Origin of the sequence: Loktanella salsilacus (assembly GCF_900114485.1) — a bacterium.
GTDB lineage: Bacteria > Pseudomonadota > Alphaproteobacteria > Rhodobacterales > Rhodobacteraceae > Loktanella > Loktanella salsilacus.
Window position 1 is genome coordinate 104,866 of sequence record NZ_FOTF01000001.1, and the last position, 26,105, is coordinate 130,970.

Here is a 26,105-nt window from a genome sequence, read left to right on the forward strand (position 1 = left end):
ACTAGGTCCTTGCCCGCCTGCCAGCAACCGCCTTGCGGCGGTTATTCGGTGACGACGGCTTCTGCGACGTTCACAATGGCGCGCAGGTCGCCGTCGCTGTTCAGATCAGCCACCGCAAATTTCTGCGTCAGGTTGTCAACGGACAGCGCAAGGTTCGACGTCACAGTGCCGTTCGGGCCAGCGGGGCCGTAGTGCTGACCGTTGACCGCGAAATAAACCGCGCCGCTTTCGCCAACGCGCAGGGTCGCGGGCTCTTCTGTCGCGGGCAGCGCAAAGGTGTCGCCGGCGTTCATGATGCCTTCGAAGATAATTGAATTGTCAGCCGTGCGCACGCGCACCCAGGCAGGGCGCACAGCGACAAGCTGGACCTCTGGCACCGGGCCTTCGCTGACTTGGATGGCAGGCTGCGCAGCAGCGTCACCCGGCAGCGGCGGCGCAGCGGTCGTATCGGCCAGCGCCTGACGCAGGCTGTGATCCACGGCCAGCGTGCCTAGCGTGCTGGATGTGCCCGGCAGCAATGTCGAAATCGGCGCATCGCGTGCGACCAGCACCGGGACGTCCAACGCCTGCGGGCGATACAAACGGTCCAGCGCCTCTGGCGTGGGGGCGGCGAAATCAGGAGAGTCGGTGCCAGCGTCTGCGATCTGCGATGCACCCGCCAAAGGGTCGAGGTCAGACAGCACAACGGGGGTCTGATCCACGGGGGCTAGACGCACTTTTTGCACCTCTTGCAGGACGGAATAGCCGCCGTAGCCAAGTCCGCCGATCAGGGCAACCAGCACCAGCAACGATCCGACAGCGCCCGGTTCGATGCCAGAAAACATGCGGTCCCCATGGGGGATAAAGGGCGTGGCCGAGGCGGAAAAGATATCCTTGCCCATCGGTGTGCGCTGCGCCTGAAATCTGGCAGGCTTGGCCGACGACGCCGCCGCGGACATGCCGTGCGCCGTGCTGAACCCGCTTTCGCGGCAAAATGTTTCAAACGCAGAATCGGGGTCCATTTTCAGATAGCGCGCATAGGACCGCACATATCCGGCAATGAATCCGGGTGTATCAAAGGCCGAGGGGTCAGCATTTTCGATCGCGGAAATATAGGCCGCCTTGATCTTCAGCTCGCGCTGCACATCAAGCAGGCTTTTGCCCATCGTCGCACGTTCGCCGCGCATCATATCACCAAGACGCATGTCGAAAGCGTCGAAACCTTTAGTTTCAACGTCCGCGACCGCCTTTGCGCGCCGAAAGCTTTTTACGATCATTATCGTTCCGCCGTGTGCCTGCCCCGAGTTCAACCGTAGATTACGATCCCACCTTAGTCGAATCATCTCTTAAAGATTGATTAATCACCATGTATCACACGGTTCTGTGTTGTGCACTTGCAGAAAAGTTAGCCCGCCATATCGGCGCGATTCAGCGCACAATGCGACCAAAGGTTATCCAACGCGGTCACAAGGGCGTCCATTTCCTTGGGCCCATGCACGGGAGAGGGCGTAAAGCGCAGCCGCTCTGTGCCGCGCGGGACGGTCGGGAAATTGATCGGCTGCACGTAGATCCCGAACCGGTCCAACAACATATCGGACATCAGCTTGGTGTGCTTGGGATCGCCCACCATCAGCGGCACGATATGGCTGCCGTGATCAATGATCGGCAAGCCAAGCCCCTTAAGGCGCAATTTCAAGATCTTAGCCTGTGTTTGCTGCGCATCACGCAGGCCCTGATCGGTTTTCAGATGCTTGACGCTGGCCGCCGCACCCGCTGCCACAGCAGGCGGTAGGGACGTGGTAAAGATAAAGCCCGGCGCATAGGACCGCACCGCGTCACACATCTTAGCCGATGCCGCGATATAGCCGCCCATCACGCCGTAAGCCTTGGCCAGCGTGCCGTTGATGATGTCGATCCGGTCCATCAGGCCGTCACGCTCTGCCACCCCTGCCCCGCGCGGGCCGTACATGCCGACGGCATGGACTTCGTCGATATAGGTCAGGGCACCGAATTCTTCGGCCAGATCGCAGATTTCACCGATGGGGCCAAAGTCGCCATCCATCGAATAGATCGATTCGAAGGCGATCAGCTTGGGCGTCTCGGGATCATCGGCGGCCAAAAGCTCGCGCAGATGCGCCAGATCGTTGTGGCGGAAAATCCGCTTGGCCCCGCCATTGCGGCGCACGCCTTCAATCATGGACGCGTGGTTCAGCGCGTCGGAATAGATGATCAGACCGGGGAACAGCTTTGGCAGCGTGCTCAGCGTTGCGTCATTGGCGATATAGGCGCTGGTGAACAGCAGCGCCGCCTCTTTGCCATGCAGATCGGCCAGTTCGGCCTCTAGCTGCTTGTGATAAACCGTGGTGCCCGAAATGTTGCGCGTCCCGCCAGAGCCTGCACCGGTGGCGTCCAGCGCCTCGTGCATGGCCGTCAGCACAACCGGGTGCTGGCCCATGCCCAGATAATCGTTGCCGCACCACACCGTGACCGGTGCCTTGCTGCCGTCGGGCTTGTTCCAGACCGCATGGGGGAACTGGCCCCGCGTGCGCTCGATGTCGATGAAGGTACGGTAACGCCCCTCGTCATGAAGCCGATTGATCGCGGTCGAGAGGGCTGCGTCGTAGTTCACCGGTTATCCTTTCGAAAGTGCGATACCTCCGGCAACCAGCAGCGGGACGTATCTTGATTTCCGCATGCATATAGGCCCAATGCCCGGCGATCAACACGCGACCTGTTGTCACCGTACCTTAAAGCCTTAAAAAGTCGCCGCTTTGATCTAGCGCAAATAGGTGCCCCGCCGCGCCCGCAAAGCGCTGCGCAAGGGGATGTCACCTGCTTGACCTTACCGGGAAAGGGGCAGAACCTTGGCACAAATTTGTCTAAATTAAGGCCCTGCCCCCATGACCGACGCGACCCTCGCCCCTGTTTTGCAAAAGATCGACGATGATCTGGATGCCGCAACCGCCCGCCTGCTGGACCTGCTGCGCATCCCGTCCATCTCGACCGACCCTGCGTTTAAATCCGATTGCGACCGCGCCGCCGACTGGCTGGTAGACGATCTGCAATCCATAGGCTTTGAAGCCCGCAAATACCCCACGGACGGGCACCCGATGGTCGTCGCTCATTCAGGCGGGACAGGTCCCAACGTGCTGTTCTACGGCCACTACGATGTGCAGCCCGTCGATCCGCTGAACCTGTGGGACCGCGACCCGTTCGATCCCGCGATCGAACAAACCGCCAAAGGCCCGGTTATTCGCGGCCGCGGATCGTCCGACGACAAAGGCCAGCTGATGACCTTCGTCGAGGCCTGCCGCGCGTGGAAAGCCGTCCACGGCACCCTGCCCGCCAACATCACGCTGTTCTTTGAAGGCGAAGAGGAATCCGGCTCTCCATCGCTGATCCCTTTCCTGAAATCCCACGCCGACATCCTGAAATCCGACATCGCGTTGATTTGCGATACCGGCATGTATGGCGAGGAAACCCCCGCCATCATCACCCAGTTGCGCGGTCTTTTGGGCGAAGAGGTCACGATCCACGGCCCGTCCAAGGACCTGCATTCGGGCATGTATGGCGGCATCGCCATGAACCCTGCCCGCGTGCTGGCCAAGGTCATCGCGTCCTTGCACGACGACACAGGCCGCATCACGGTGCCGGGCTTTTATGACGGCGTGCCGGAACTGTCGAACGCGCTGGCGGCCAGCTGGGACGATCTAAACTTCGACGCCGAAGCGTTCTTGGGCGAAGTCGGCCTCAAGATCCCCGCAGGCGAGCAGGGCCGCCGTCCGCTGGAAATGATCTGGTCCCGCCCCACCTGCGAAGTGAACGGCATGACCGCAGGCTACACTGGCGACGGCTTTAAAACCGTGCTGCCTGCGCAGGCCAGCGCCAAGATCAGCTTTCGCCTTGTCGGCACCCAAGATCCCCACGCGATCCGCGAAAGCTTTCGCAAGATGGTGCAAGATATGATTCCCGCCGACTGCCGCGTGGAATTCCACAGCCACGGTGCCTCAGCTGCTGGACAGATGAGCACGGATCACCCCGCGTTCACCCAAGCCCGCAGCGCGCTGTCGGACGAATGGCCGCAAGCGGCGGCCTATGTCGGGTGTGGCGGCTCGATCCCGATTGCGGCCTACTTCAAGCAATATCTGGATATGGACGCGATGCTGATCGGCTTTGGCAAAGATGATGACCAGATCCATTCGCCAAATGAAAAATACGACCTGTCGTCGTTCCACAAAGGCACCCGCAGCTGGGCGCGAATCCTGCGCGCCATGACAGCCTGATCCAAACGCACGGCGCATCCCCCTGCGCCGTGCCCTTCTTCTGGTCGGAAATACCTCGGGGGAGTCCGCAGCGCGGACGGGGGCTGGCCCCCTGATTTTTCGCAGAAAAATATGTATCGCCGCAGCGCGCCCGGACGGCATATGGCGAAGGCTGACTTCTCGCTGGAAAAATCAGATACCGTATCAAACTGTTACGAAAGGGTGAAATGGCGCGGTTGACGGGGCTCGAACCCGCGACCCCCGGCGTGACAGGCCGGTACTCTAACCAACTGAGCTACAACCGCGCATTTCAACGACATAGCAGACAAATCAGGGTCAATGGCGCGGTTGACGGGGCTCGAACCCGCGACCCCCGGCGTGACAGGCCGGTACTCTAACCAACTGAGCTACAACCGCCTTTGACCCGTTCAGCATCTGCACTGAACGTGTCGCGCTTCTATGCAAGCCCCCCGACCCCGTCAAGCGCTGGAAGGACAAAAATTGCGATGCGGCGCGATTAAATTTTGCGGCAGGTATTGTGTGGCTGGCGTCAGTGGGGCCGCTGCCCCCGGCTGCGCCTCCCCCGAGGTATTTAGGGACCAGAAGAAATTAGGACCCCGCACACCTGCGCCGCAGCTCGGCCCGGATCAGTTTACCTGTCGTGGTCATCGGCAGGCTGCCTACAAAACGGATATGGCGCGGGGTGTCGTGGGCAGCCAGATTGGTGCGGACGTGATGGCGCAAGGCTTCTGACAGATCATCGGTCGCGGCGTGCCCCGCCGCCAGCTGCACGAAAGCGACGATTATCTGCCCGCGCAGATCGTCGGGTTGGCCGACCACACCGGCCATTTGCACGGCCGGATGGGACAGAAGGCAGTCTTCAATCTCGGCCGGGCCAATCCGGTAGCCGGCGCTGCTGATGACGTCATCGTCCCGGCCCACAAATTTGATCCGGCCAGAAGGCGTTACGACGCCGCGGTCGCCGGTTAGCAGCCAGCCTGCGCGAAACTTGGCCGCCGTGGCCACCGGATCGTTCCAATAGCGCAGAAACATCACTGGATCGGGCTGGCGCACGGCAATATCGCCCTCTTGCCCCGCCGCGCAGGGCGCACCTGCGGCGTCGATGATCTGCACGTCATGCCCGGGGACAGCAAAGCCCATCACCCCCGGCTCTGCCGGCGCTATGGCGGCGCAAGAGCTGACGATCATGTTGCACTCTGTCTGGCCGTAGAATTCGTTGATCGTACAGCCCAGCACGCGCTGGCCCCATGCAATCAGCTCTGCGCCAAGGGTTTCGCCGCCGCTTGCAACAGAACGGAGTGCGATACCCTCGGGCGGGTCAGACTGGCGCATGATCTTAAGCGCGGTCGGCGGAAGGAAGGTATTGCGCACACGGTACGTCCGGATCACGTCATAGGCCGCATCTGCGCTGAACCGATCAAACCGGCTCGCCACCACGGGGACACCGTGATGCAGCGCTGGCAGCAGCACATCCAGCAAGCCGCCGATCCAGGCCCAGTCCGCAGGCGTCCAGATCACGTCGCCGGACTGCGGAAAGCCATTGTGGCTCATCTCGACGCCCGGCAGATGGCCTAGCAGCACGCGGTGGCCCAGCAAGGCACCCTTGGGCGGGCCCGTCGTGCCCGAAGTAAAGATCAGGATCGCCGGATCGTCGGGGCTGGTATCACAGGGCGTAAACACCTGCGGCTGGCCTGCGACGAAATCTGCAAAGTCGTCGTCAACCGACACCACCCGTACAAGATCAGGCAGATCGCCACGCAGCTGTTCAAGCAGCGCCGCGCCCTGCGCGTCAGTAATCACAACCTTCGCCCCAGCCGCCCCAAGCCGGTGGCGCAGCGCATCCGGCCCGAACAGTTTGAACAGTGGAATACTGATCGCGCCCATCTTAAGGATCGCGATATGGGCCGCCGCCGTCTCTACCCTTTGCGGCAGCAACACCCCGATCCGGTCGCCCTGCCCCGCCAGCCCCGAGAGCGCGTGGGCCAGCTGGTTCGACAGACCGCGCAGCTGGGCAAAGCTTGTCACGCAGCCAGTTCGCGCGTCGATAATCGCGGGAGAATCGGGCGCGTTCGCCGCCACCCTATCGCAGCAGTCCACGCCGATATTAAAGCGCGCGGGGATGTCCCACGCAAAGGCAGCACGGGTTTGAGTGATGGTGGGATAAAGTGTCAACATCCCCGATCATCACGCGGCGCGCGCAGTCTGGTCAAGCGCTATTGCCCGCGGGGGGATATGGTGGATGGTGCGGGGCGCGAAGCCCCACCATTTGGGGGGCGAACGAAATCTAGCCCAGCTGAAACTGCTGCTTCCGCACGTATTTTTACTCCCACCAGTCACCGGACCTTTTCAGCGGCACCACGGACGACGGTGATAATTGAAAACAACTCCTGCCTAAGCAGCGTCGCAATCCGCCCCAGCCGTCGAGAGCGGTAAAGAAACCGAGATCTTTGTCCCGACCCCGCGCGCACTGTCGATCGTGATTGTGCCATTTAATCGATCAACCGTCCGTTTCACGATCGCCATTCCAAGACCCGTGCCACCGAACCGACGCGCTGCCGCTTCGTCCGCCTGCTCGAACTCTTCAAAGATTTTGCTGTGGTATTCAGGGGCAATCCCAATTCCTGTATCGGACACGTCAATCACGACTTGCCCGTAGGAATCCTGATCTAAGGTCACATCGATAGACCCGACGTTCGTAAACTTTACCGCGTTCGACACGATGTTCTGAACGATGCGCGCAAGCGCGGTCGCATCAAACCGATAGCAGGCATTCTGAAGCCGATCTTCTAAACGAAGTGTCAGTCCTTTTTCCCCCGCCTGAATTGAAAATTCTTTCAGTTGATCTTTCATGAAATCACCGATGCGGGCCACTTCCTCGGCTATATCTGACGGCCCCGCATCCAGCCTGGCCAGATCAAGCACATCATTTACAAATTCAAGAAGCTTGTGGGCCGATTTATCTAGGATCTTTACAAGGCGCGCCGGCTTTTCGTCGAGCGGTACACCTTTCAGGATCCCGATAGATCCCAGAATTCCAGTTAAAGGCGTGCGTATTTCGTGTCCGACATGGGCAATATATGCCCCGCGCGCGGCGGCAATATCCTTCAACTGCTTGCGCGCGGCTTGGTCTTCCAAGGCGAGCGTCCGCGCGATGACGATATCATCAACACACTTTGATAGGCTTTCAAGCATTTGGATGTCCTTATCGGACCAGTCCCGCGGCGTTTTCGCCATACAGCAAAGTGAGCCGATCACCTTGCCGGTCATCGTATGGATTGGGCTGCCAATATAAGACCGCAATCCATTTTGCTGAATCATCTCGTTGTCGCGCGTTCGCGGATCGGCCAGTAAATCAGGGATGACCACCGTATCGCAGGTCTCTTGGACGTACTGACAAATCGTATCCTCTATCGCTATTTCGCATCTTTCATTTGGCGCGAATAAAGAGCCGATAGACGCAGAAATAAACTGAAGGCCCGCTTGTTTTTCAAGCACAGCGATATGCGCCAAGGGCGCGTCCAACGCGCAGGACGCGAGATTTAAAATATTAACAAAGCTTTCGTCCATGTCGCAATGCAACAGTCCAAGCGCTTCGAAGGAGTATGTTTTAGCCAAGGTGCCAACGCCCTCCGACTCACCCCAGCGGGGCGAGAAAATTCCCACAACACCACCTCAAGTTGAAAGTGTGGCAGAAATAGGGCAGAGCTTACCCGCCTGGACAATACCTTATGCTAACGCGCGCGAAGATGCGGCAGAGCAGGTTTTTAGGTCTAATCGCACAAGACGGATGTGCCTGAGGCTGGACAGATTGTTGATTCTGCGTTCGCGCACGCGGACGCAAACGCAGTCACATACCGACCCGGCCGACTGAGCGTATCTGAAAGCTAGACCTGTCAGAACGCAGAAAGGCGCATCTAAGCCAGTGTTAAAACGCAGACCAAACGCCAAACGTCTAAAGCCAGCATCCTGCATATACGTTACGCAGTATGGCGATCCGGGATTTCAGTAACGATTTCACAGGGAAAAACCACAAAACCCGGCCTAAGCCCTTGGTTTTATGGTGGGTGGTGAGGGGCTCGAACCCCCGACATTTTCGGTGTAAACGAAACGCTCTACCAACTGAGCTAACCACCCGCAGCGCCCATGTAAGGCGGTTTTTGCGCTAGTGCAACTCCTCTGCGCGGCCTTTGTGCAAGTAAAATACATTCCCCTGCCCGCCCGGCAATGTATCCCAGGCCGCATCGTCCAGTCCAAGCGCGGCGCAGCGCAAAAATCGACTGATGATTCCGTGGCAAACGATCACCGCTGGACCGTCCAGATCGGCCAAAAACGCCCGCGCCCGCGCTGCGACGCCGGCCAAGCCTTCGCCCGGCGCGCTGGCATAGACCGACAAATCGCCATCCGGCCCCTCGACCGCGTTTGGTGCGGCAAAGCTGTGGCGCAGCTTGCCTTGCCATGCGCCAACATCGATTTCACGCAGGCGGGCGTCGGTGTGGATTTCTGTCGCCACGCCCCCCAGCGCCAACCCGGCGGTCTGCACCGCACGCGCCAGCGGCGACGAATAAAAGGCAAAGCCGCGCAAATCGCGCTGCGCCAGCACGGCGCCCTGCGCTGCTGCCTGCGCCTGCCCCAGATCGGTCAGCGGGGCGTTCAGGTGCCCCTGCATCCGGCCCTCTCGGTTCCACGTCGTTTCGCCGTGGCGCAGAATATATAGGTCATGCATGGACGTATTCCCCCAAAGAAAAAGGGTGCCACCCTGCGGTGACACCCCGAAATTCTGGTGGGTGATAAGAGATTTGAACTCCTGACATCTTCGATGTGAACGAAGCGCTCTACCACTGAGCTAATCACCCGTGTGGCGTGATTTAGCTGTCGTCGCCCGCATCTGCAACCCCGGATTTTGCATTTTGTGCACCGCCCGCATTGCCAGCGCCAAGGCCTGCGCCGTCTTTCATCGTGCGCAGCTTAAGGGTCATCATTTGCGCACCCTCGCCCAAATCCTTGACCTTGACGGCCTTCAGCTTGCCCATGGGCGGCAGCACCAATTCCTCGCCCGCAGCGAGCAGATCTGCCAGCTCAGCCAAGGCTGCTTCAATCGCGGGCTTAGCGTCGCGCTTTTTCAAATCGCCGCGCGCGATGACGCGGTCAATAAAGGCGGATTTCTTGATCGACTCGCCGGCGGGCATATCGACGTTCGCACCCACAACGCGCGGCGCAGGTGCCTTCGCACCAGCTGCGGGCGTGATCTGAACCTTGGGCGCAGCGGCCGAGAGCTGAACAGTGCCGTCAGTAGATTTTGTGGGTTTATCGGTCATGTCGCTTCCTTCTAAGGCGTGAACCCGGATCGTGTCATTTCGAATCCGGGGCCGCCACATAGGGCGGTATTTCCTCATCAATAGCGATTAATCGTGGCAAATCTATGCCTCAGATGCAAAAGGCGCGCCGCAGGGGCGCGCCTTTCACAGGTTTAGGCGCGTCTTAGTGAACGCCGGCCCCGACGCCCTGATTGCGGGCAACAAGGGCGGCTGCGGCGGCGGCTTCTTCTGCCGCCTCGTCCCATTCAATCGCGTCCGGCTGACGCACAAGGGCGTGCTTCAACACTTGCGACACATGGGACACCGGGATGATCGTCAGACCTTCCTTCACGTTATCGGGAATATCCACGAGGTCTTTTTCATTCTCCTCGGGGATCAGGACGGTCTTGATCCCGCCGCGCAGGGCGGCCAGCAATTTTTCCTTCAATCCGCCAATCGGCATCGCATTACCGCGCAAAGACACCTCGCCGGTCATGGCGATATCCTTGCGGACCGGGATTTGCGTCAGGACCGACACGATGGACGTCACCATCGCAAGACCTGCGCTAGGCCCGTCCTTGGGCGTTGCACCATCCGGCACGTGGACGTGGATGTCCGTCGTGTCGAACTTCGTCGGTTTCACCCCGATGCTGGGGCTGATGGAGCGCACGTAAGAGCTTGCCGCCTCGATGGATTCCTTCATCACATCGCCCAGCTTGCCGGTCGTTTTCATCCGGCCCTTGCCCGGCAGACGCAGTGCTTCGATCGACAGCAATTCACCGCCGACAGAGGTCCACGCCAGCCCGGTCACAACACCGATCTGATCGTCCTTTTCCGCGAGCCCGTAGCGATGCTTGCGCACGCCCAGATAGTCATCAAGGTTGTCGGCTGTCACAGCGACGGCTTCGACCTCTTTCTTGACGATCTTGGTCACGGCCTTGCGGGCGATCTTGGCCAGCTCACGCTCGAAGTTCCGTACACCAGCCTCGCGGGTGTAATACCGCGCAATGTCCGTCAGCGCGCTATCGTCGACGCTGAACTCTTTCGCCTTCAACCCGTGGTTTTTCATGACCTTAGGCAGCAGGTGCTGGCGCGCGATTTCGCGCTTTTCGTCTTCGGTGTAGCCAGACAGGCTGATGATTTCCATCCGGTCAAGCAGCGGCCCCGGCATGTTGTAGCTATTCGCCGTGGTCAGGAACATCACGTTCGACAGGTCGTATTCCACCTCAAGGTAGTGGTCCACGAAGCTTGCGTTCTGTTCCGGATCAAGCACCTCGAGCATCGCCGACGCCGGGTCGCCCCGGAAATCCTGCCCCATCTTGTCGATTTCATCGAGCAAGATCAGCGGGTTCGTCGTCTTCGCCTTTTTCAGCGCCTGAATGATCTTACCGGGCATGGACCCGATATACGTCCGGCGGTGGCCGCGGATTTCGGATTCGTCACGCACGCCGCCAAGGCTGATGCGGATGAATTCGCGCCCCGTCGCCTTTGCAACCGACTTACCCAGCGAGGTTTTACCCACGCCCGGAGGGCCAACGAGGCACATGATCGGCCCCTTCAGCTTGGCAGAGCGTTGCTGCACGGCCAGATATTCGACGATCCGTTCCTTGACCTTATCCAGGCCAAAGTGGTCGTCATCCAGCACCTTTTGCGCATGCGCTAGGTTCTTCTTGGTGCGCGATTTCACGCCCCATGGCACAGCCAAGATCCAGTCAAGATAGTTGCGCACGACGGTCGCCTCGGCGCTCATCGGGCTCATGTTCTTGAGCTTTCTCATCTCGGCGTCGACCTTTTCACGGGCCTCTTTCGACAGCTTGGTCGCCTCGATGCGGGCTTCCAGTTCGGCCACTTCGCCGGCACCTTCTTCGCCGTCACCCAGTTCCTTCTGGATCGCCTTCATTTGCTCGTTCAGATAGTATTCGCGCTGCGTGCGCTCCATCTGGGTTTTGACGCGGGTCTTGATCTTTTTCTCGACCTGCAGCACGGACATTTCGCCCTGCATCAGGCCATAGACCTTCTCTAGCCGCTCTGACACGGACAGCGTTTCCAGCAAGCCCTGCTTTTCAGCAACTTCGATGCCAAGATGCCCCGCGACAAGGTCAGCCAGTTTGGCCGGCTCGGTCGTTTCCGACACGGCGGCCATCGCCTCTTCGGGGATGTTTTTCTTGATCTTGGCGTAACGCTCGAATTCAGCCGCAACCGTGCGCACCAGCGCCTCGATCTCGTCTTCGTTGCCAGGCATTTCCGTCAGATACTCGGCCGAGGCTTCAAAGAAATTCTCGTTCTCGATGAAATCGACGATCCGCACGCGTGCGCGGCCTTCGACCAACACCTTTACGGTGCCATCGGGCAATTTCAGCAGCTGCAGCACATTGGCCAGCACGCCAGCCTTATAGATACCGTCCTGCGCGGGATCATCCTCGCCGGGGTCGATCTGGCTGGACAGCAAGATCTGCTTGTCATCGCGCATCACCTCTTCCAAGGCGCGCACGGATTTTTCACGGCCCACGAACAGCGGCACGATCATGTGGGGGAAAACCACGATGTCGCGCAGCGGCAGGACGGGGTAGGATGTGGCAAGTGTGTCTTGCATGCTCTTATTCCTTCTAGTGGCAAAACACCCCGGTCCCGATTTGGCGACCCTTGGGGCGTTTCCGTATCATTCATGTGGGGGGACGTGTCCCCCGTTTCAACATCTCGCGCCCCCATAGCGACAAGCGTCGCTGCAGCGCAAGATTTGCCACCGATGTTGAACCTGCGCGCCAGTGGCCGCAAGCCGACATTTCATCAAAGGGGCCCTTGCCCGTCCCGCGCGCACCTTTTGATAAGAGCAGACTGCGGGAAACAGGTGAATAAACATTGAACGTCTACGCGGCTGCACATCTGCCGAATTGACGTTGCGCAAACTGCGTTACAGCGGGTCGATATCCCCCTGCGCACGCCCCGCGTGAAAGCCAGCCTCCCATGCGGCAAATGTACCGGCGGCGATCGCATCGCGCATTTCGCCCATGATTTGCTGGAAATAATGCAGGTTGTGCCAGGTCAGCAGCATGCCGCTAATCATCTCTTGCGACTTAAACACGTGGTGCAGATAGGCGCGCGAATAGTTGCGGCAGGCGGGGCATGTGCAAGCCTCGTCCAGCGGGCGCGGATCGTCGGCATGACGCGCGTTCTTCATATTCACAACGCCGTGACGCGTGAACCCCTGCCCCGTGCGACCAGAGCGGCTGGGCAACACACAGTCCATCATATCTATGCCGCGCTTGACCGCGCCGACGATATCGTCGGGTTTGCCGACGCCCATCAGGTAGCGCGGCTTGTCGGTCGGTAGCATATCGGTCGCGAAATCAAGGCAACCGAACATCGCCTCTTGCCCTTCGCCCACCGCAAGGCCGCCGACCGCGTAGCCGTCAAAGCCTACGTTAATCAGTGCCTTAGCGGATTCCTCGCGAAAGTCCTGCTCTAGCCCGCCTTGCTGGATACCAAACAGCGCATGGCCCGGCCGGTCCCCAAAGGCATCCCGCGACCGCTGCGCCCACCGCATCGACAACCGCATCGATTCCGCGATCCGGTCCCGGTCCGCTGGCAGCGCCGGGCATTCGTCGAAACACATCACAATGTCAGAGCCAAGCAGCTTTTGGATCTCCATCGACCGCTCGGGCGACAGCATATGTTTGGACCCGTCGATATGGGACTTAAACGTCACGCCATTCTCGGTCAGCTTGCGCAGATCAGCCAGCGACATGACCTGAAAGCCGCCCGAATCCGTCAGGATCGGCTTGTCCCAGTTCATAAATTTGTGCAGCCCGCCAAGGTTCGCGATCCGCTCTGCCGTGGGGCGCAGCATCAAGTGATAGGTATTGCCCAGCAGAATATCCGCCCCGGTGGCAGCGACACTTTCGGGCATCATCGCCTTGACCGTCGCCGCTGTCCCCACGGGCATAAAGGCCGGCGTGCGGATATCGCCGCGCGGCGTATGCATGACGCCGGTGCGGGCCGCCCCATCGGTGGCGTTCAGATCAAAGGAAAAACGGGTTGTCATGGGCATATCCTAGCAGATTGCCCCCCTTTTGCCCGTGGCCGCGTCAAATGAAAAGGCCCGGATAGCAAGGCAAGACACGCCCCGCATCCCGCCCTGCGACACCGGGCCTCACCAAGGCCCAAATCCCTCACTCCGCGCCGCCCTTTACCCTTGCGCGGGTAATCCCTATATGTTCGGTCAGGAATAGACGGGAACCGATCATGACAGACCAGACCGCACCAATGGAAGGCACGCCGCTGATCGCGCCCTCTAGCACGGACCATCCGCTGCACGAAAAAATCGTCGAAGCGTGCCGTTCGGTCTATGACCCGGAAATCCCGGTCAATATCTATGACTTGGGCCTGATCTATACGATCCAGGTCGCCGAAGATAACGCCGTGCGCATCATCATGACGCTGACAGCCCCCGGTTGCCCCGTCGCCGGCGAAATGCCTGGCTGGGTCGCCGACGCGGTCGAGCCGCTCGAAGGCGTAAAACATGTCGACGTCGAAATGACGTTCGAGCCGCAATGGGGCATGGACATGATGAGCGACGAGGCCCGCCTCGAACTGGGCTTCATGTAACTCAATCGCCGCACCTCTTGAGGCGCGGCGCTATCGTGCCTACATTCACAGTGACCTGAAAGGATATGCCATGTTCGGTATCCCCGGAAAACAAGCCGTCACGATCACGCCAAAAGCCGCTGCGCAAATCGCAAAGCTGATGTCGCGCGACAGCCACCAAGGCCTGCGCGTTGGCGTGAAAAAGGGCGGCTGCGCTGGCATGGAATACACCATGGAATACGTCACTGACGTCAATCCCATGGACGAGGTCGTCGAAGTGGACGGTGCCCGCGTGATGATCGCGCCGATGGCACAGATGTTCCTGTTTGGCACCGAAATCGACTACGAAACATCCCTGCTGGAAAGCGGCTTCAAGTTCCGCAATCCCAACGTTGTGGATGCCTGTGGCTGCGGCGAGTCGATTAAATTCGACGAGACCCTCTCCGCCACCTAAGAGGTCTGCACGCATTCACCTTGCCCAAAATACTCCCGCCGGAGGCCCGAATTTTCGTCGAAAATTCGGATGCGTCCAGATTAGCGGGCGGCGCTTCCCTTCTGCAGATGCACATAGGTCTGATCAAAGCGCCGCTGCAGGTGATCAATCGCCAGAACCGGCGGCACGCCAGCAGGTGCAACATTCGCATCGTGGTCGGGGTTAAAGAACAGCGGCACGGAAATCCGCTCTTCTGATCCGCCAACAACGCGGTGCGGGGTGGCGACGATCCGTCCCGTCGTCCAGATTTCCAGCATCTCTCCGAAATTGATGACGAATGTGCCGGGCTGCGCTGACAGCGCGGTCCAGCCGCCACCGCGGCGGCGCACTTCTAGTCCGGGGGTGCCATCGGTCGTCAAAAGCGTCAGGCAGCCATAGTCGGTATGGGTTGCGATTCCGAAATCTTTGGCCCCTGCCCCAGCGGGACGTTCGGGATAATAATTGCCGCGCAGCAAGGCCATGGGGCGCGTAAAGCGGTCTGCAAAGAACGCGCCATCCTCGCCCACAGCATTCAGCACAGCAACCAGAAGGTCGCGGGCAAAGGCGGTGGCATCGACGTAATACGCTTGTAGGACTGCGGCAAAACCCGGCGGCGTGTCTGGCCACAGGTTTGGCGCATAGGCAGGCAGCGCCGTCAGCGGATCGCCCGGCGGCAAGGTCAGACCGCAATCAAAGACCTGTTTGTAATCGGGATTGGCGTCCGGGTTCACCTGCTCTGACCCCGGCGCGCCCCAGCCGCGGTTCGATCCCGTCGCAGCCATATCCCACTGCGCCTTTTGCGCCGCTGGCAAAGCGAAAAACGCGCGGTAGGCCGCAATCACCTGCGTCACGCGGTCCGCGCTTAGCGGTGTGTTATGTACTGTCATAAAGCCGATATCAGACGCCCCCAGCCGCGCGGCGGCGACAGCTTTGCCGTGATCTGCATGCGATGAGTCCAGTAAGGCCGCAGCATCGATCTGTGGAATGGGCGGGTTTGTCATAGCTGGGCCTTTCGATCCGGGTTGCCAGTTGCTACCAAAGCGCAAGCAAAACGCAAAGGATGGATCATGCGCCGTAAACTTGCCGCCGGAAACTGGAAGATGAATGGCACCACTGACACGCTGCGCGAGGTCAAGGCGCTGACGGATGCCCACCCTGATCCGCTGGTCGATATGCTGCTTTGCCCGCCCGCAACCTTGCTGGCGCAAATGGCCTGGGCGCGCGGCACCCATGCGCTGCAAATCGGCGGGCAGGATTGCCATGCAGCGGCCACTGGCGCGCATACCGGTGATATCGCGGCAGATATGCTGAAAGATGCAGGCGCAAGCCATGTGATCGTCGGCCATTCCGAACGCCGCAGCGAACACGGCGAGACTGACGCAGACGTCGCAGCCAAGGCGGCCGCCGCCCATACGGCCGGTCTGATCGCGGTGATCTGCCTGGGCGAGACTCTGGCGCAGCGCGAGGCTGGCGAGGCACTGGCCGTCGTCACCGCCCAACTGGCAGGTTCGGTGCCAGCCGGCGCGACAGCCGCCAATACAGTCATCGCTTATGAGCCGGTTTGGGCCATTGGCACCGGTCATGTCCCAACGCTAGACCAAATCGGAGAGGTGCACGGCACCCTGCGCGCGGCCCTGCGCGACATCATGCGCGAAGCAGGCGGCGTGCGGATCTTGTACGGCGGCTCTGTCAAAGGGTCCAATGCGGCCGAGATCTTCTCGGTCCCTGATGTGGACGGCGCGCTGGTCGGCGGGGCGAGCCTGACGGCAGCGGACTTTTCGCCTATCGTGACGGCATTGGAAAACGCCTAAAGGAAGCGGTTGGGGCCACTCCGATTTTTCGGCGAAAAATCGGGATGCCTCCGGCGGGAGTATTTAAGGCAAGATGATAGGGGCGGCACCGGGCATGGTGGCCGCCCCCTTTGTTTATTTAATTATCGTTTCCGGGCCCATCACCGAGTTCGGCAGGTAGGTGGAGATGATCGGGATGTAGGTGATCATGATCAGGAACACGAAGAGCACGGCAAGGAACGGCAGGGCCGCGCGGACCACGGCCATCATCGGCATGTTCGCTACGCCAGAGGTGACGAAGAGGTTCAAGCCGACAGGCGGTGTGATCATGCCGATTTCCATGTTCACCACCATGATGATGCCAAGGTGGATCGGGTCGATGCCCAGCTGAATTGCGATGGGGAAGACCAGCGGGGCCACGATGACGATCAGGCCTGACGGTTCCATGAACTGGCCGCCGATCAGCAAGATCACGTTGACGACGATCAAGAAGGTGATCGGGCCAAGGCCGACGCCGAGCATCGCGTTGGCGATGTGCTGGGGAACTTGTTCGTCGGTCAGCACGTGCTTGAGGATCAGCGCGTTCGCGATGATGAACATCAGCGTGACGGTCAGTTTGCCGGATTCGAACAGCGTCGCCCGGGTGTCACGGTGGAAGAAGGCCGTGACAATCGCGGCAGGCTTGCGCCACAGCGGCAGCGGGCGTTGGCCCGGTCCGACATGCAACGGGCCCATATCGCGGTAGACGAAAGAGGCCACGAAGAAGGCGTAGACTGCGGCGACGGCGGCGGCCTCTGTCGGGGTGAAGGCGCCGGATTTCCAGTAAATCCCGATCGGGTCAAGCGAGACCCAAGTGTGGCCATAGATGCCGCCCATGATGATCAGGATCAGGCCAAGGCCCCAAAGCGCGTCGCGGAAGCTGTCAGTGACTTCGCCCCAGCCAAGCCATTCGCCTTTGGGCATATTTTTGACCCGCGCCATGACGTAGATCGTGATCATCAGCATGATGCCAGCCAGCAGGCCCGGGAACACGCCCGCAAGGAACATGCGTCCGACGCTGACGTCTGTGGCCGAAGCATAGACCACCATCACGATGGACGGCGGGATCAGGATGCCCAGCGTACCTGCGTTACAGATCACGCCAGCGGCGAATTCTTTGGTGTAACCGGCCTTGGTCATGGCTGCGATGACGATGGAGCCGATGGCGACCACGGTGGCCGGCGACGAGCCGGACAAAGCGGCGAAGATCATGCAGGCCAGCACGCCCGCGATCGCAAGGCCGCCCTGAAGGTGGCCCACGCAGGCGATGGCAAAGCGGATGATCCGTTTGGCCACGCCCCCAGTGGACATAAAGCTGGACGCGAGGATGAAGAACGGGATCGCGAGCAGGGTATAGTGCCCGGCCATCGCCTGAAAGATCGCCTGCGCAACCGCGCCGAGCGAGGTGTCAGAGAACCACAGCTGGAACAGGATCGACGCAAGGCCCAGCGATACGGCGATCGGCACACCGATCAGCAGGAACCCGATGATAAGAACGAATAAGAGGAGAACTTCCATGGTTCAGGCGTCCTTGTTCAGAAGGGCGGCCTCGGCCACGGCATCTTCGGCTTCATGGGAAACGATCAGGCTGGCGGCTTGGTCTGTCCAGACGCGCCAGACGGCTTGGACCACCCGGAATAAGATCAGCACGGCGGCGATGGGCAGCATCGTGTAGGGGATCAGGCGGGGCAGCTTGGAATAACGCTCATCGTAGTTGATCAAAGGCTCTAGGAACCGCAGCCAGTCGGGCATGGGGATCTGGTCGGTTTCAAAGAAAGAGCCAGAGCGCACTGAGGTATCAAAACCCATTGGGAACCAGCGGCCTGCGGTGGGGGGCAAATCAGCGAAGGGGGCCCAGTAGTCATAGGCCCCTTTGAGGAACAGCAGCGCATAGGCGATGCACAGCGCGCCTGCGATCAGCGCCACGATCTTGCGCGGGCGCGGCGACAACAGGTTCGTGACCGCATCGACGCCCAGATGCGCCGTGACCTTAAAGCCGTAGGCGATGCCGAACAGCACCAACCATGCGAACATGACGAGGACGACCTCAAGGCTCCAGATAATCATCGAAGGGGCCGCATCGACAACAGCGGTGCCGAATAGCGTGTGAAATACCCGGCTGACGCCCCAAAAGATGCCGTCGGTCAGATATTCGAACCATGTGCCAGCGGTATAGCGTAGCACCACGTTGGTGAAGGTCAGCAGGGTCATCGCGCCCAGAAGCAGGGCGATCACGCCCTCTTCGAACCCGTTGACCGCAGCCCCCACGATGCCTTTGGCCTGATAATGCTGGCTCATCGCCATCCCCCCTTTTGCGTGATGCTATGATGGTCAAACGGCCCGGACGCTGGTGTGAGTGTCCGGGCCGCGTCTGTGTCGCAACGTTGCGCGGGCGGGCCTGAACCCACCCGCGCAAAGGCGATTACATGGTGTCGTTGATCGCCTGAGCGGCGTCGATGTTGTCCTGACCGACTTCTTCGGCGAACTCTTCCCAGACGGGCTTCATCACGGCAACCCAGTCAGCACGCTGCTCTGGTGTCAGCTCTACGATCTTGCCGCCAGCGTCCAGAATGGCCTGACGTGCCTCAAGGTCGACTTCACCCACAGCGGCGTTCCGCTCTGTTGTGACCTCGTTCATGATGGTCAGGAACTGGTCGCGCACGGCTGGGTCAAGCGCATCAAGGAAGTCCATCGAGGTGACGACCATATAGTCGAGCACGCCGTGGTTGGTTTCGGTCACGCCGTCCTGCACTTCAAAGAACTTCTGGCCGTAGATGTTGGACCATGTGTTTTCCTGGCCGTCGACAACGCCAGTCTGCAGCGCACCGTAGACTTCGGAAAACGCCATCGGCTGCGGCGAGGCACCCAGTGCGTTCATCTGTGCGACCAGCACGTCAGACGGCTGCACGCGGAACTTCAGGCCGTTTGCGTCAGAAGGCTCTAGCAGCGGCTTGTTGGCCGAAATCTGCTTCATGCCGTTGTGCCAGTAGCCCAGACCCTGCAGGCCGCGGCGCTGCATCATGTCCAGCATGCCTTTGCCCGTCTCGGACGCTTGGAACGCGTCAACAGCGTCGATGTTTTTGAACATGAACGGCAGGTCGAACAAGCGGTAGGCTTTGGTGATGGATTCGAACAGCGACAGGGACGGCGCGGCCAGTTGCACGTCGCCGCGCAGCAAGGCTTCGATGACCTGCTCGTCGGTGTACAGGGTGGAGTTCGGGAAGACCTCCATGCACATGGTGCCGTCCATCTCTGCGTTGACACGTTCCATCAACAGCTGCGCCGCGATCCCCTTGGGGTGCTTGTCGGTGTTGGTGACGTGGCTAAACTTGACGACGGTTTCGCCGTCATCGCAGCCCGCAGCGGAATGGCTTTCGGCCAGCGTGGCGGTGGCAGCGACGGACATCGCAGCAGCAAGAGCGGCGGTTTTCAGAAAAGTCATGGTGTCTCCTCCCAGAGATCGAAGTTTGCTTTCGGTCTAAGGCCGAAACGGTCAATTATGTCTACACGACAAGGTGAAGGTGACAAGCGCTTATCGCGCGGCAAAGTGACCTTATAGCGCTAACATAAGAATGGGTTGTGCAAAAAAGGGTCAGGGCAGCGTGCGGATGCAACCGGGCCTTGCGGAAGTGCAGCAAGCCGGAAATATTGCGCGATATGAAAAGCTTCACCCAATCCCCGACCGAGCCTGCATTCGTGCAAAACCCCTACCCTGCCTATGACGCAATGCGCGCGCTGGGGCCATTTGTGCGGTGGACGGATTACGATCTGATCTGCACGACCAGCCATGCCGTGACCTCTGCTATGCTGCGCGACAAACGGCTGGGGCGTCAGGTACCCGAAGAGCTTGCCCCCGCCCCCGACGCCGCCCGCGCCGCGTTCGACGGGATCGAGGCGCATTCCATGCTAGAGCTGGAAGGGGCCGATCACATGCGCCTGCGCGGGCTGGTGCTGCGGTCCTTTACGTCCCGCGGGATTGCCGGGCTGGCGGATGGCATCCGGGCGCTGTGTCATACTTTGGTCGACCAGTTTCCCGCCGGGGACTTTGACCTGCTGGACGCCTATGCTCGCCCTGTGCCCGTCATCACCATCGCCCGCCTGCTGGGCGTGCCAGAGTCTGCGGCGGACGATCTGCTGCGCTGGTCCAACGCCATGGTCGCGATGTATCAGGCGCGGCTGACGCCCCAGATTATTGCCGAGGCCGAGGCCGCGACGGAAGATTTCAGCGCCTTTATCCGCGCGCATCTGGTCCACAAGCGTGCAGAACCGGGCGATGACCTGATTTCGACCCTGCTGGCGGCCGGGGATAAAATCAACGAGGCGGAGATGATCTCGACCTGTATTCTACTGCTGAATGCGGGCCACGAGGCGACGGTGCATACGCTGGGCAACGGCGTCAAAGCGATGCTAGAGGCCGGCGTGCGCCGCGCGGATGCCGCTGCGGTGGAGGAGATCATGCGCCTTGATCCGCCCCTGCATATGTTCACGCGCTGGGTGATGGAGGATTGCGAGATCGCAGGCCAGTCGTTCAAGCGCGGCGAGAAGATCGGCTGCCTGCTAGGGTCCGCCAACCGCGACCCCAGCATCTGGGACGCGCCAGAGGCATTCAACCCAGAGCGCACAGGCCCCGCACATGTCGCCTTTGGCGGCGGCGCGCATTTCTGCGTCGGCGCGCCGCTGGCGCGTATGGAATTGCAGATCGCGCTAGAGGTCCTGTGGGAGCGCTGCCCAGATCTGGTCTTAGCCGAAGCGCCCGTTTACGCGGATGTTTATCATTTTCATGGGTTGGAGCGGTTGACGGTGCGGCGCGGGTAAGCCTGCGATCGCCGCGCGTTGGGTGGTGTCGCGGCCTCCGGCGGGAGTATTTTCGGCAAGATGATGGGATGACGCAAGGCGGGCAGACCGGACTGGCCGCGGGAGGATCATAGCGGCAAGGCGGCGGTGGATTTGATTTCCTCCATCGATAGTAGTGCTGTGACGTTGTGGACTTTCACCTCTGAAATCAGGGCTTGGTAGAAGGTGTCATAGGCGCGGGCGTTGGCGACGCGGACCTTAAGGATGTAGTCGATATCCCCAGCAAGGCGGTGCGCTTCTTGCACCTCTGGCCGGGATTTAAGGGCGGCGAGGAAGCGTTTTTGCCAGTCGGCATCGTGTTCACTGGTGCGGATCAGGACGAAGAAACACGCCTCGAACCCCAGCGCTTCGGCATCAAGGATGACGGTGGTTTGACCGATGATGCCAGCCTCGCGCAATTTGCGGATCCGATTCCACACAGGCGTCTTGGAAGAGCCGACTTCGGCGGCGATTTCATCGAGCGAGCGGCTGGCATCGCGTTGCAAGGCGGCGAGGATTTTTCGATCTGTGTCGTCGATGCGAACGGGCATACTGCGTTTCCGATTATTCTGGCACAGGCGTGCTGATTTGACATGAGCGCGGGACGTATGTCCTTATCTACGCGCAGTAGTGGTCAAAAACCAGAACAATGTTCTATATCAAGGGCAAGTAAAGGAGCGCTTGGCATGGATCATTTTCCCGTCTTCATGGCCGTCGCAGGACGGCGCATCGTTCTGTCCGGTGGCGGTGAGGCTGCGCTGGCCAAGCTGCGCCTGATCCTAAAGACGACGGCGCATGTGACCGTGATTGCAGCGCAGGCTGCGCCTGAAATCCATCGTTGGGCCGCTGAGGGGCGTTTGCACCTGATTTCGCGCGGTATGGAGCCGGGTGACGCGATGTGCGCTGTCTTGTTTTATGCGGCGAACGAGGATGACGTCGAGGACGCGCGGGTGGCCGCGCTGGCGCACCGCGACGGCGCGCGGGTAAATATCGTTGATAATCTGGCAGACAGCCAGTTCATCACCCCTGCCATCGTGGACCGTGATCCGGTTGTCGTGGCCATCGGCACCGAAGGCGCGGCCCCCGTTCTAGCGCGGCGCATCAAGCGTGACCTGGAAGAGCGGCTTCCGGCGCAGCTGGGCGTTTTGGCGCGGATCGGCAAGACCTTTCGCGCGGCGGCTGATGTGCTGCCGATGGGCGTGAAGCGGCGGGATTTCTGGTCCGCATTTTACGATAAGATCGGCCCGCAAGCAATTGAAAAAGGAGGGGAATCCGCCGTCGTACCTGCGTTGGAAGCGCTGCTGGATGAGACCTTGGCCACAACTGAAAAGCTGGGCCATGTGGATCTGGTTGGCGCAGGTCCGGGCGATCCAGAGCTGCTGACGCTGAAGGCCCGCAAGGCGCTGGATGTGGCCGATGTCGTGATTTACGACCGCCTTGTCAGCGGCGAGATCCTAGAGCTTGCGCGCCGCGAGGCCGTGATGATCGACGCGGGCAAAGAAGGCTTTGGCGCGGCGATGGCGCAGGAAGACATCGACGCGCTGATCGTGCAGCACGCCCTGAACGGGGCCCATGTTGTGCGGCTTAAATCTGGCGATCCGACGGTCTTTGGCCGCTTGGATGAGGAAATAGACGCGCTGGATGCGGCGGGCATCAGCTGGCGCATCGTGCCGGGGATCACGGCGGCCAGTGCCGCTGTGGCTGGGATCGGGCAAAGCCTGACCAAGCGCGGGCGCAACGGGTCGGTGCGGTTTCTGACCGGGCACGACACCAAAGGCTTTGCCGATCACGATTGGAAAGCGCTGGCCCGCCCCGGCGAGGTTGCCGCGATCTATATGGGCAAGCGCGCGGCGCGGTTCATTCAGGGGCGGCTGCTAATGCATGGTGCCAATCCAATGACGCCGGTGACGGTGATCGAAAACGCATCCCGCCCGGATGCGCGGGTGCTGGCGACTACGCTGGCGCAGCTCGAGCCGACTTTGACCAAAGCAGGCCTGAACGGCCCTGCCCTGACCTTTCTGGGCCTTGCCCCCCGCGACGCGGTGGCCGCCCGTAACGACATGAATATCGAGGAGTTCGCGTGATGGCGAAGCAATTTACCCCCAAGGTCGTCACGGCCAATGCCCTGCTGTCCGGCGACGCTGTCTGGCTAACCGAAGACGACCGCTGGACCGGCGATATCGCCGAGGCAGAGCTGCTAAGCGATGAGGCCCATGCAGACCTGCGTCTGATCGAGGCGAACCTGCGGCAGGCGGAAATCGCCGGTGCCTATTTGGCAGACGCCAAGGCGACGGATAACGGCCCCGCGCCCACCCACTTTCGCGAGGAGTTCCGCACGCGCGGGCCTTCCAACTATTTCCACGGCAAGCAGGCAGAGGCTTAACCAATGTATAGCTATAACGAATTCGACGAAGCTTTTGTCCGCACGCGTGTTGCCCAGTTCCGCGGCCAAGTGGAACGCCGCATTGACGGCAGCCTGACCGAGGATGAATTCAAGCCGCTGCGCCTGATGAACGGTCTGTATCTGCAGCTGCATGCCTATATGCTGCGGGTTGCGATCCCTTACGGCACGCTGAACGGCGGCCAGATGCGCCAGTTGGCGATGATCGCGGAAAAGTTCGACCAAGGCTATGGCCACTTCACCACGCGCCAGAACATCCAGTACAACTGGCCTAAGCTGCCGGATGTGCCAGATATCCTAGAGGCTTTGGCCGACGTGGAAATGCACGCGATCCAGACCAGCGGCAACACAATCCGCAACGTGACCGCCGACCACTTTGCCGGCGCTGCCGCGGACGAGGTCGCCGATCCGCGCCCCTATGCAGAATTGCTGCGCCAGTGGTCGACCGACCATCCCGAGTTCCAGTTCCTGCCGCGCAAGTTCAAGATTGCCGTGACTGGTGCCGAACAGGATCGCGCTGTGATCGCGGCCCATGACATCGGCTTGCAACTGGTAGAAAAGGACGGCGAGATCGGCTTTCGCGTACTGGTCGGCGGGGGCCTTGGCCGCACGCCGATGATCGGCAAGGAAATCAGCGCCTTCGTGTCGCAGGCCGATATCCTGCCCTATTGCGAGGCGATTGTGTCCGTGTGGAACCTGCTGGGACGCCGCGACAACAAGTACAAGGCGCGCATCAAGATCACCGTGCACGAGCATGGTATCGACGATATCCGCACCCGCGTCGAAGATCGGTTTGCCCGGATCAAGCCGACGTTCTCTGGCGTGGATCAGGTGCTGCTGGCTGACATCAAGGCGGCCTTCGCGCCGCCCGCCCTGCCCGCGCGCGGCACCGACGGCTTTGAGGCCGCGAAGGCCGCAAACCCTGCGTTCCGCAGCTGGTGCGACACAAACCTGACCGCGCATAAAAACGCGGATTATACCATCGTCAGCGTGTCGCTGAAAAAGCACGGCGCGACCCCCGGCGATGCCAGCGCCGAGCAGATGCGTGTCCTGGCCGATCTGGCCGAACGCTTTGGTCACAATGAGCTGCGCATCAGCCACGAGCAGAACGTGATCCTGCCGCATATCGCCAAGGCCGATCTGGTCGAGGTCTATGCTGCCCTGCGCGCTGTGGAACTGGCGACGGCGAATATCGGCCTGATTTCTGACATCATCGCTTGCCCCGGGATGGATTATTGCGCGCTGGCGACGGCGCGTTCGATCCCGATTGCCCAGCAGATCGCCACCCGCTTTGACGAGCTGAAACTGGAACACGACGTCGGCCCGCTGAAAATTAAGATTTCGGGCTGCATCAATGCCTGCGGGCATCACCACGTCGGCCATATCGGCATCCTCGGCCTCGACCGTGCGGGGGTTGAAAACTATCAGGTGACGCTGGGCGGCGACGGCACGCAGGATGCGGCGATTGGTGAACGCGCTGGTCCCGGTTTCAGCGCAGAGGAAATCATCCCCGCGATTGAACGTCTGGTGCTGGGCTACATGGACCTGCGCGATGCCCCCGAAGAGACATTCCTGCAAGCCTACCGCCGTCTAGGGGCAGAGCCGTTCAAGGCTGTCCTTTACCCCGATAAAGAAGGGAAGCGTGATGCCGCGTGACGATCTGCAAGCCCGCGCCGATGCGCTGAATAGTGCGTATAAGCATCATTCAGCCCATGCGGTGCTGGAACGGGCGCTGAAAGACCCTGATGTCGGGCAACTTGCGCTTGTCAGCTCTTTTGGCGCGGAATCCGTGGCGCTGCTGCATTTGGTGTCGGTCATTGATCGCCACACGCCGGTAATCTTTCTGGATACCGAAATGCTCTTTGCCGAAACGCTAACCTATCAGATGGAGGTCGCAGAGCGGCTGAACCTGAAGGACATGCACGTTTTGCACCCGGACCGGCAGGAGGTGTTTGAGCAAGACAACGAAGGCCTGCTGCACCTTGCCGATCCCGATAGCTGCTGCGCACTGCGCAAGACCGTGCCATTGCAGCGGGCGCTGGCCCCCTTTGACGGCTGGATTACCGGGCGCAAGCAATACCAAGGCGGCAAACGTACGGCCTTGCCGTTCTTCGAGGCGGATGGCGATCACCTCAAGGTGAACCCGCTAGCCCATTGGGACCGGCAGGACGTGCAGGACTACATGACCGAAAACCGCCTGCCCCGGCATCCGCTGGTCGCGCAAGGCTATCCATCCATCGGCTGCGCCCCCTGCACTACGCGCGTTGCGCCGGGTGAAGACCCCCGCGCGGGCCGCTGGCGCAATCAGGAAAAGACCGAATGCGGAATTCACTTTGTGAATGGCAAGATGGTTCGGATACAAGCGCCGGAGGCAAAGGTCGGATGAGTATTTTGAGCAAGATGATGCAGGGGCGCAGCGCCCGGAGGACG

General features: G+C 60.6%; 22 protein-coding genes and 4 tRNA genes. 9 read left to right on the forward strand and 17 right to left on the reverse strand.

Annotated elements, in window-relative coordinates; genetic code table 11:
- Positions 1-41: 41 nt before the first annotated feature.
- Together BM131_RS00485 and hemA are read right to left on the reverse strand one after the other, a co-directional pair.
- Positions 42-1,256, reverse strand: a complete 1,215-nt coding sequence (locus BM131_RS00485; protein ID WP_090184060.1) for a helix-turn-helix domain-containing protein — start codon at positions 1,254-1,256, stop codon at positions 42-44.
- A gap of 128 nt (positions 1,257-1,384) precedes the next feature.
- Positions 1,385-2,608: a 5-aminolevulinate synthase gene (gene hemA, locus BM131_RS00490; protein WP_090184063.1), complete on the reverse strand. Its 1,224-nt coding sequence runs from the start codon at positions 2,606-2,608 to the stop codon at positions 1,385-1,387.
- A gap of 271 nt (positions 2,609-2,879) precedes the next feature.
- Between hemA and BM131_RS00495 the strand changes: the two genes are divergently transcribed.
- Entirely contained in the window at positions 2,880-4,262 is a 1,383-nt protein-coding gene (locus BM131_RS00495) for a M20/M25/M40 family metallo-hydrolase (protein ID WP_090184066.1), read from the forward strand.
- 207 nt (positions 4,263-4,469) lie between these two features.
- Here the strand turns inward: BM131_RS00495 and BM131_RS00500 are convergent.
- The 10 genes from BM131_RS00500 to tgt form a co-directional block, all read right to left on the reverse strand.
- Positions 4,470-4,546, reverse strand: a tRNA-Asp gene (locus BM131_RS00500).
- A 35-nt stretch (positions 4,547-4,581) separates the two neighbouring features.
- Positions 4,582-4,658, reverse strand: a tRNA-Asp gene (locus BM131_RS00505).
- Positions 4,659-4,850: 192 nt separating this feature from the next.
- Complete coding sequence (locus BM131_RS00510) at positions 4,851-6,437, reverse strand: AMP-binding protein (RefSeq protein ID WP_090184068.1); 1,587 nt, start codon at positions 6,435-6,437, stop codon at positions 4,851-4,853.
- Positions 6,438-6,653: 216 nt separating this feature from the next.
- Entirely contained in the window at positions 6,654-7,877 is a 1,224-nt protein-coding gene (locus BM131_RS00515) for a GAF domain-containing sensor histidine kinase (protein WP_139222563.1), read from the reverse strand.
- 443 nt (positions 7,878-8,320) lie between these two features.
- A tRNA-Val gene (locus tag BM131_RS00520) sits at positions 8,321-8,396 on the reverse strand.
- Between the two features lie 28 nt (positions 8,397-8,424).
- Entirely contained in the window at positions 8,425-8,985 is a 561-nt protein-coding gene (locus tag BM131_RS00525) for a histidine phosphatase family protein (RefSeq protein WP_090184074.1), read from the reverse strand.
- 55 nt (positions 8,986-9,040) lie between these two features.
- Positions 9,041-9,115 (reverse strand) — tRNA-Val (locus BM131_RS00530).
- Between the two features lie 12 nt (positions 9,116-9,127).
- Complete coding sequence (locus tag BM131_RS00535) at positions 9,128-9,577, reverse strand: HU family DNA-binding protein (protein ID WP_245754090.1); 450 nt, start codon at positions 9,575-9,577, stop codon at positions 9,128-9,130.
- A 163-nt stretch (positions 9,578-9,740) separates the two neighbouring features.
- A complete protein-coding gene (lon, locus tag BM131_RS00540) occupies positions 9,741-12,149 on the reverse strand; it encodes an endopeptidase La (protein ID WP_090184076.1) in 2,409 nt (802 codons plus the stop codon).
- Between the two features lie 318 nt (positions 12,150-12,467).
- A complete protein-coding gene (gene tgt, locus BM131_RS00545; RefSeq protein ID WP_090184578.1) occupies positions 12,468-13,598 on the reverse strand; it encodes a tRNA guanosine(34) transglycosylase Tgt in 1,131 nt (376 codons plus the stop codon).
- 200 nt (positions 13,599-13,798) lie between these two features.
- Here tgt and BM131_RS00550 point away from each other — a divergent pair, with 200 nt between their 5' ends.
- Complete coding sequence (locus BM131_RS00550; RefSeq protein WP_090184079.1) at positions 13,799-14,161, forward strand: SUF system Fe-S cluster assembly protein; 363 nt, start codon at positions 13,799-13,801, stop codon at positions 14,159-14,161.
- Between the two features lie 70 nt (positions 14,162-14,231).
- Positions 14,232-14,594, forward strand: coding sequence for a HesB/IscA family protein (locus BM131_RS00555; RefSeq protein WP_090184082.1), 363 nt, complete (start codon positions 14,232-14,234; stop codon positions 14,592-14,594).
- 80 nt (positions 14,595-14,674) lie between these two features.
- Here the strand turns inward: BM131_RS00555 and BM131_RS00560 are convergent, their stop codons facing one another.
- Entirely contained in the window at positions 14,675-15,613 is a 939-nt protein-coding gene (locus BM131_RS00560; protein ID WP_090184084.1) for an isopenicillin N synthase family dioxygenase, read from the reverse strand.
- A gap of 66 nt (positions 15,614-15,679) precedes the next feature.
- Between BM131_RS00560 and tpiA the strand changes: the two genes are divergently transcribed.
- Entirely contained in the window at positions 15,680-16,423 is a 744-nt protein-coding gene (tpiA, locus tag BM131_RS00565) for a triose-phosphate isomerase (protein WP_090184086.1), read from the forward strand.
- 114 nt (positions 16,424-16,537) lie between these two features.
- On the opposite strand, the gene BM131_RS00570 is transcribed toward tpiA, so the two are convergent.
- From BM131_RS00570 to BM131_RS00580, 3 genes are all read right to left on the reverse strand, one after another.
- Positions 16,538-17,959 (reverse strand): TRAP transporter large permease, encoded by a 1,422-nt coding sequence (locus tag BM131_RS00570; protein ID WP_090184089.1) that lies wholly within the window; start codon positions 17,957-17,959, stop codon positions 16,538-16,540.
- Between the two features lie 3 nt (positions 17,960-17,962).
- Entirely contained in the window at positions 17,963-18,739 is a 777-nt protein-coding gene (locus BM131_RS00575; protein WP_090184090.1) for a TRAP transporter small permease, read from the reverse strand.
- A gap of 124 nt (positions 18,740-18,863) precedes the next feature.
- Positions 18,864-19,883: a DctP family TRAP transporter solute-binding subunit gene (locus BM131_RS00580; RefSeq protein ID WP_090184093.1), complete on the reverse strand. Its 1,020-nt coding sequence runs from the start codon at positions 19,881-19,883 to the stop codon at positions 18,864-18,866.
- Between the two features lie 215 nt (positions 19,884-20,098).
- Here BM131_RS00580 and BM131_RS00585 point away from each other — a divergent pair, with 215 nt between their 5' ends.
- Positions 20,099-21,256 carry a cytochrome P450 gene (locus BM131_RS00585; RefSeq protein WP_090184096.1) on the forward strand — a complete coding sequence of 386 codons (1,158 nt, stop codon included), beginning with the start codon at positions 20,099-20,101 and terminating at the stop codon, positions 21,254-21,256.
- 107 nt (positions 21,257-21,363) lie between these two features.
- On the opposite strand, the gene BM131_RS00590 is transcribed toward BM131_RS00585, so the two are convergent.
- Positions 21,364-21,825, reverse strand: coding sequence for an Lrp/AsnC family transcriptional regulator (locus BM131_RS00590; RefSeq protein ID WP_090184098.1), 462 nt, complete (start codon positions 21,823-21,825; stop codon positions 21,364-21,366).
- A 135-nt stretch (positions 21,826-21,960) separates the two neighbouring features.
- Here BM131_RS00590 and cysG point away from each other — a divergent pair, with 135 nt between their 5' ends.
- The 4 genes from cysG to BM131_RS00610 are packed head-to-tail and all read left to right on the forward strand — an operon-like array spanning position 21,961 to position 26,061.
- Positions 21,961-23,358, forward strand: a complete 1,398-nt coding sequence (gene cysG, locus BM131_RS00595) for a siroheme synthase CysG (protein WP_090184101.1) — start codon at positions 21,961-21,963, stop codon at positions 23,356-23,358.
- On the forward strand, positions 23,358-23,657 hold the full coding sequence (locus BM131_RS00600) for a DUF2849 domain-containing protein (protein ID WP_090184104.1): 300 nt from the start codon (positions 23,358-23,360) through the stop codon (positions 23,655-23,657). The genes cysG and BM131_RS00600 overlap by 1 nt, the downstream gene beginning before the upstream one ends.
- A 3-nt stretch (positions 23,658-23,660) precedes the next feature.
- The gene (locus BM131_RS00605; RefSeq protein WP_090184107.1) at positions 23,661-25,331 is read left to right on the forward strand and encodes a nitrite/sulfite reductase; all 1,671 of its coding nucleotides are present in this window, start codon (positions 23,661-23,663) and stop codon (positions 25,329-25,331) included.
- Complete coding sequence (locus tag BM131_RS00610; protein ID WP_090184110.1) at positions 25,321-26,061, forward strand: phosphoadenylyl-sulfate reductase; 741 nt, start codon at positions 25,321-25,323, stop codon at positions 26,059-26,061. Before BM131_RS00605 ends, BM131_RS00610 begins: the two co-directional genes overlap by 11 nt.
- The last annotated feature ends 44 nt before the right edge of the window (positions 26,062-26,105 follow it).

Excerpts from the sequence above, each read along its gene's own strand:
- BM131_RS00485 (WP_090184060.1), bottom strand. The coding sequence starts at position 1,256 with ATGATCGTAAAAAGCTTTCGGCGCGCAAAGGCGGTCGCGGACGTTGAA.
- BM131_RS00610 (WP_090184110.1), top strand. The coding sequence starts at position 25,321 with ATGCCGCGTGACGATCTGCAAGCCCGCGCCGATGCGCTGAATAGTGCG.
- tpiA (WP_090184086.1), top strand. The coding sequence starts at position 15,680 with ATGCGCCGTAAACTTGCCGCCGGAAACTGGAAGATGAATGGCACCACT.
- BM131_RS00585 (WP_090184096.1), top strand. The coding sequence starts at position 20,099 with ATGAAAAGCTTCACCCAATCCCCGACCGAGCCTGCATTCGTGCAAAAC.
- BM131_RS00560 (WP_090184084.1), bottom strand. The coding sequence starts at position 15,613 with ATGACAAACCCGCCCATTCCACAGATCGATGCTGCGGCCTTACTGGAC.
- BM131_RS00570 (WP_090184089.1), bottom strand. The coding sequence starts at position 17,959 with ATGGAAGTTCTCCTCTTATTCGTTCTTATCATCGGGTTCCTGCTGATC.
- BM131_RS00535 (WP_245754090.1), bottom strand. The coding sequence starts at position 9,577 with ATGACCGATAAACCCACAAAATCTACTGACGGCACTGTTCAGCTCTCG.
- BM131_RS00550 (WP_090184079.1), top strand. The coding sequence starts at position 13,799 with ATGACAGACCAGACCGCACCAATGGAAGGCACGCCGCTGATCGCGCCC.
- BM131_RS00590 (WP_090184098.1), bottom strand. The coding sequence starts at position 21,825 with ATGCCCGTTCGCATCGACGACACAGATCGAAAAATCCTCGCCGCCTTG.
- BM131_RS00495 (WP_090184066.1), top strand. The coding sequence starts at position 2,880 with ATGACCGACGCGACCCTCGCCCCTGTTTTGCAAAAGATCGACGATGAT.
- BM131_RS00580 (WP_090184093.1), bottom strand. The coding sequence starts at position 19,883 with ATGACTTTTCTGAAAACCGCCGCTCTTGCTGCTGCGATGTCCGTCGCT.
- BM131_RS00605 (WP_090184107.1), top strand. The coding sequence starts at position 23,661 with ATGTATAGCTATAACGAATTCGACGAAGCTTTTGTCCGCACGCGTGTT.
- BM131_RS00575 (WP_090184090.1), bottom strand. The coding sequence starts at position 18,739 with ATGAGCCAGCATTATCAGGCCAAAGGCATCGTGGGGGCTGCGGTCAAC.
- cysG (WP_090184101.1), top strand. The coding sequence starts at position 21,961 with ATGGATCATTTTCCCGTCTTCATGGCCGTCGCAGGACGGCGCATCGTT.
- BM131_RS00525 (WP_090184074.1), bottom strand. The coding sequence starts at position 8,985 with ATGCATGACCTATATATTCTGCGCCACGGCGAAACGACGTGGAACCGA.
- BM131_RS00600 (WP_090184104.1), top strand. The coding sequence starts at position 23,358 with ATGGCGAAGCAATTTACCCCCAAGGTCGTCACGGCCAATGCCCTGCTG.
- BM131_RS00555 (WP_090184082.1), top strand. The coding sequence starts at position 14,232 with ATGTTCGGTATCCCCGGAAAACAAGCCGTCACGATCACGCCAAAAGCC.
- lon (WP_090184076.1), bottom strand. The coding sequence starts at position 12,149 with ATGCAAGACACACTTGCCACATCCTACCCCGTCCTGCCGCTGCGCGAC.
- tgt (WP_090184578.1), bottom strand. The coding sequence starts at position 13,598 with ATGACAACCCGTTTTTCCTTTGATCTGAACGCCACCGATGGGGCGGCC.
- BM131_RS00510 (WP_090184068.1), bottom strand. The coding sequence starts at position 6,437 with ATGTTGACACTTTATCCCACCATCACTCAAACCCGTGCTGCCTTTGCG.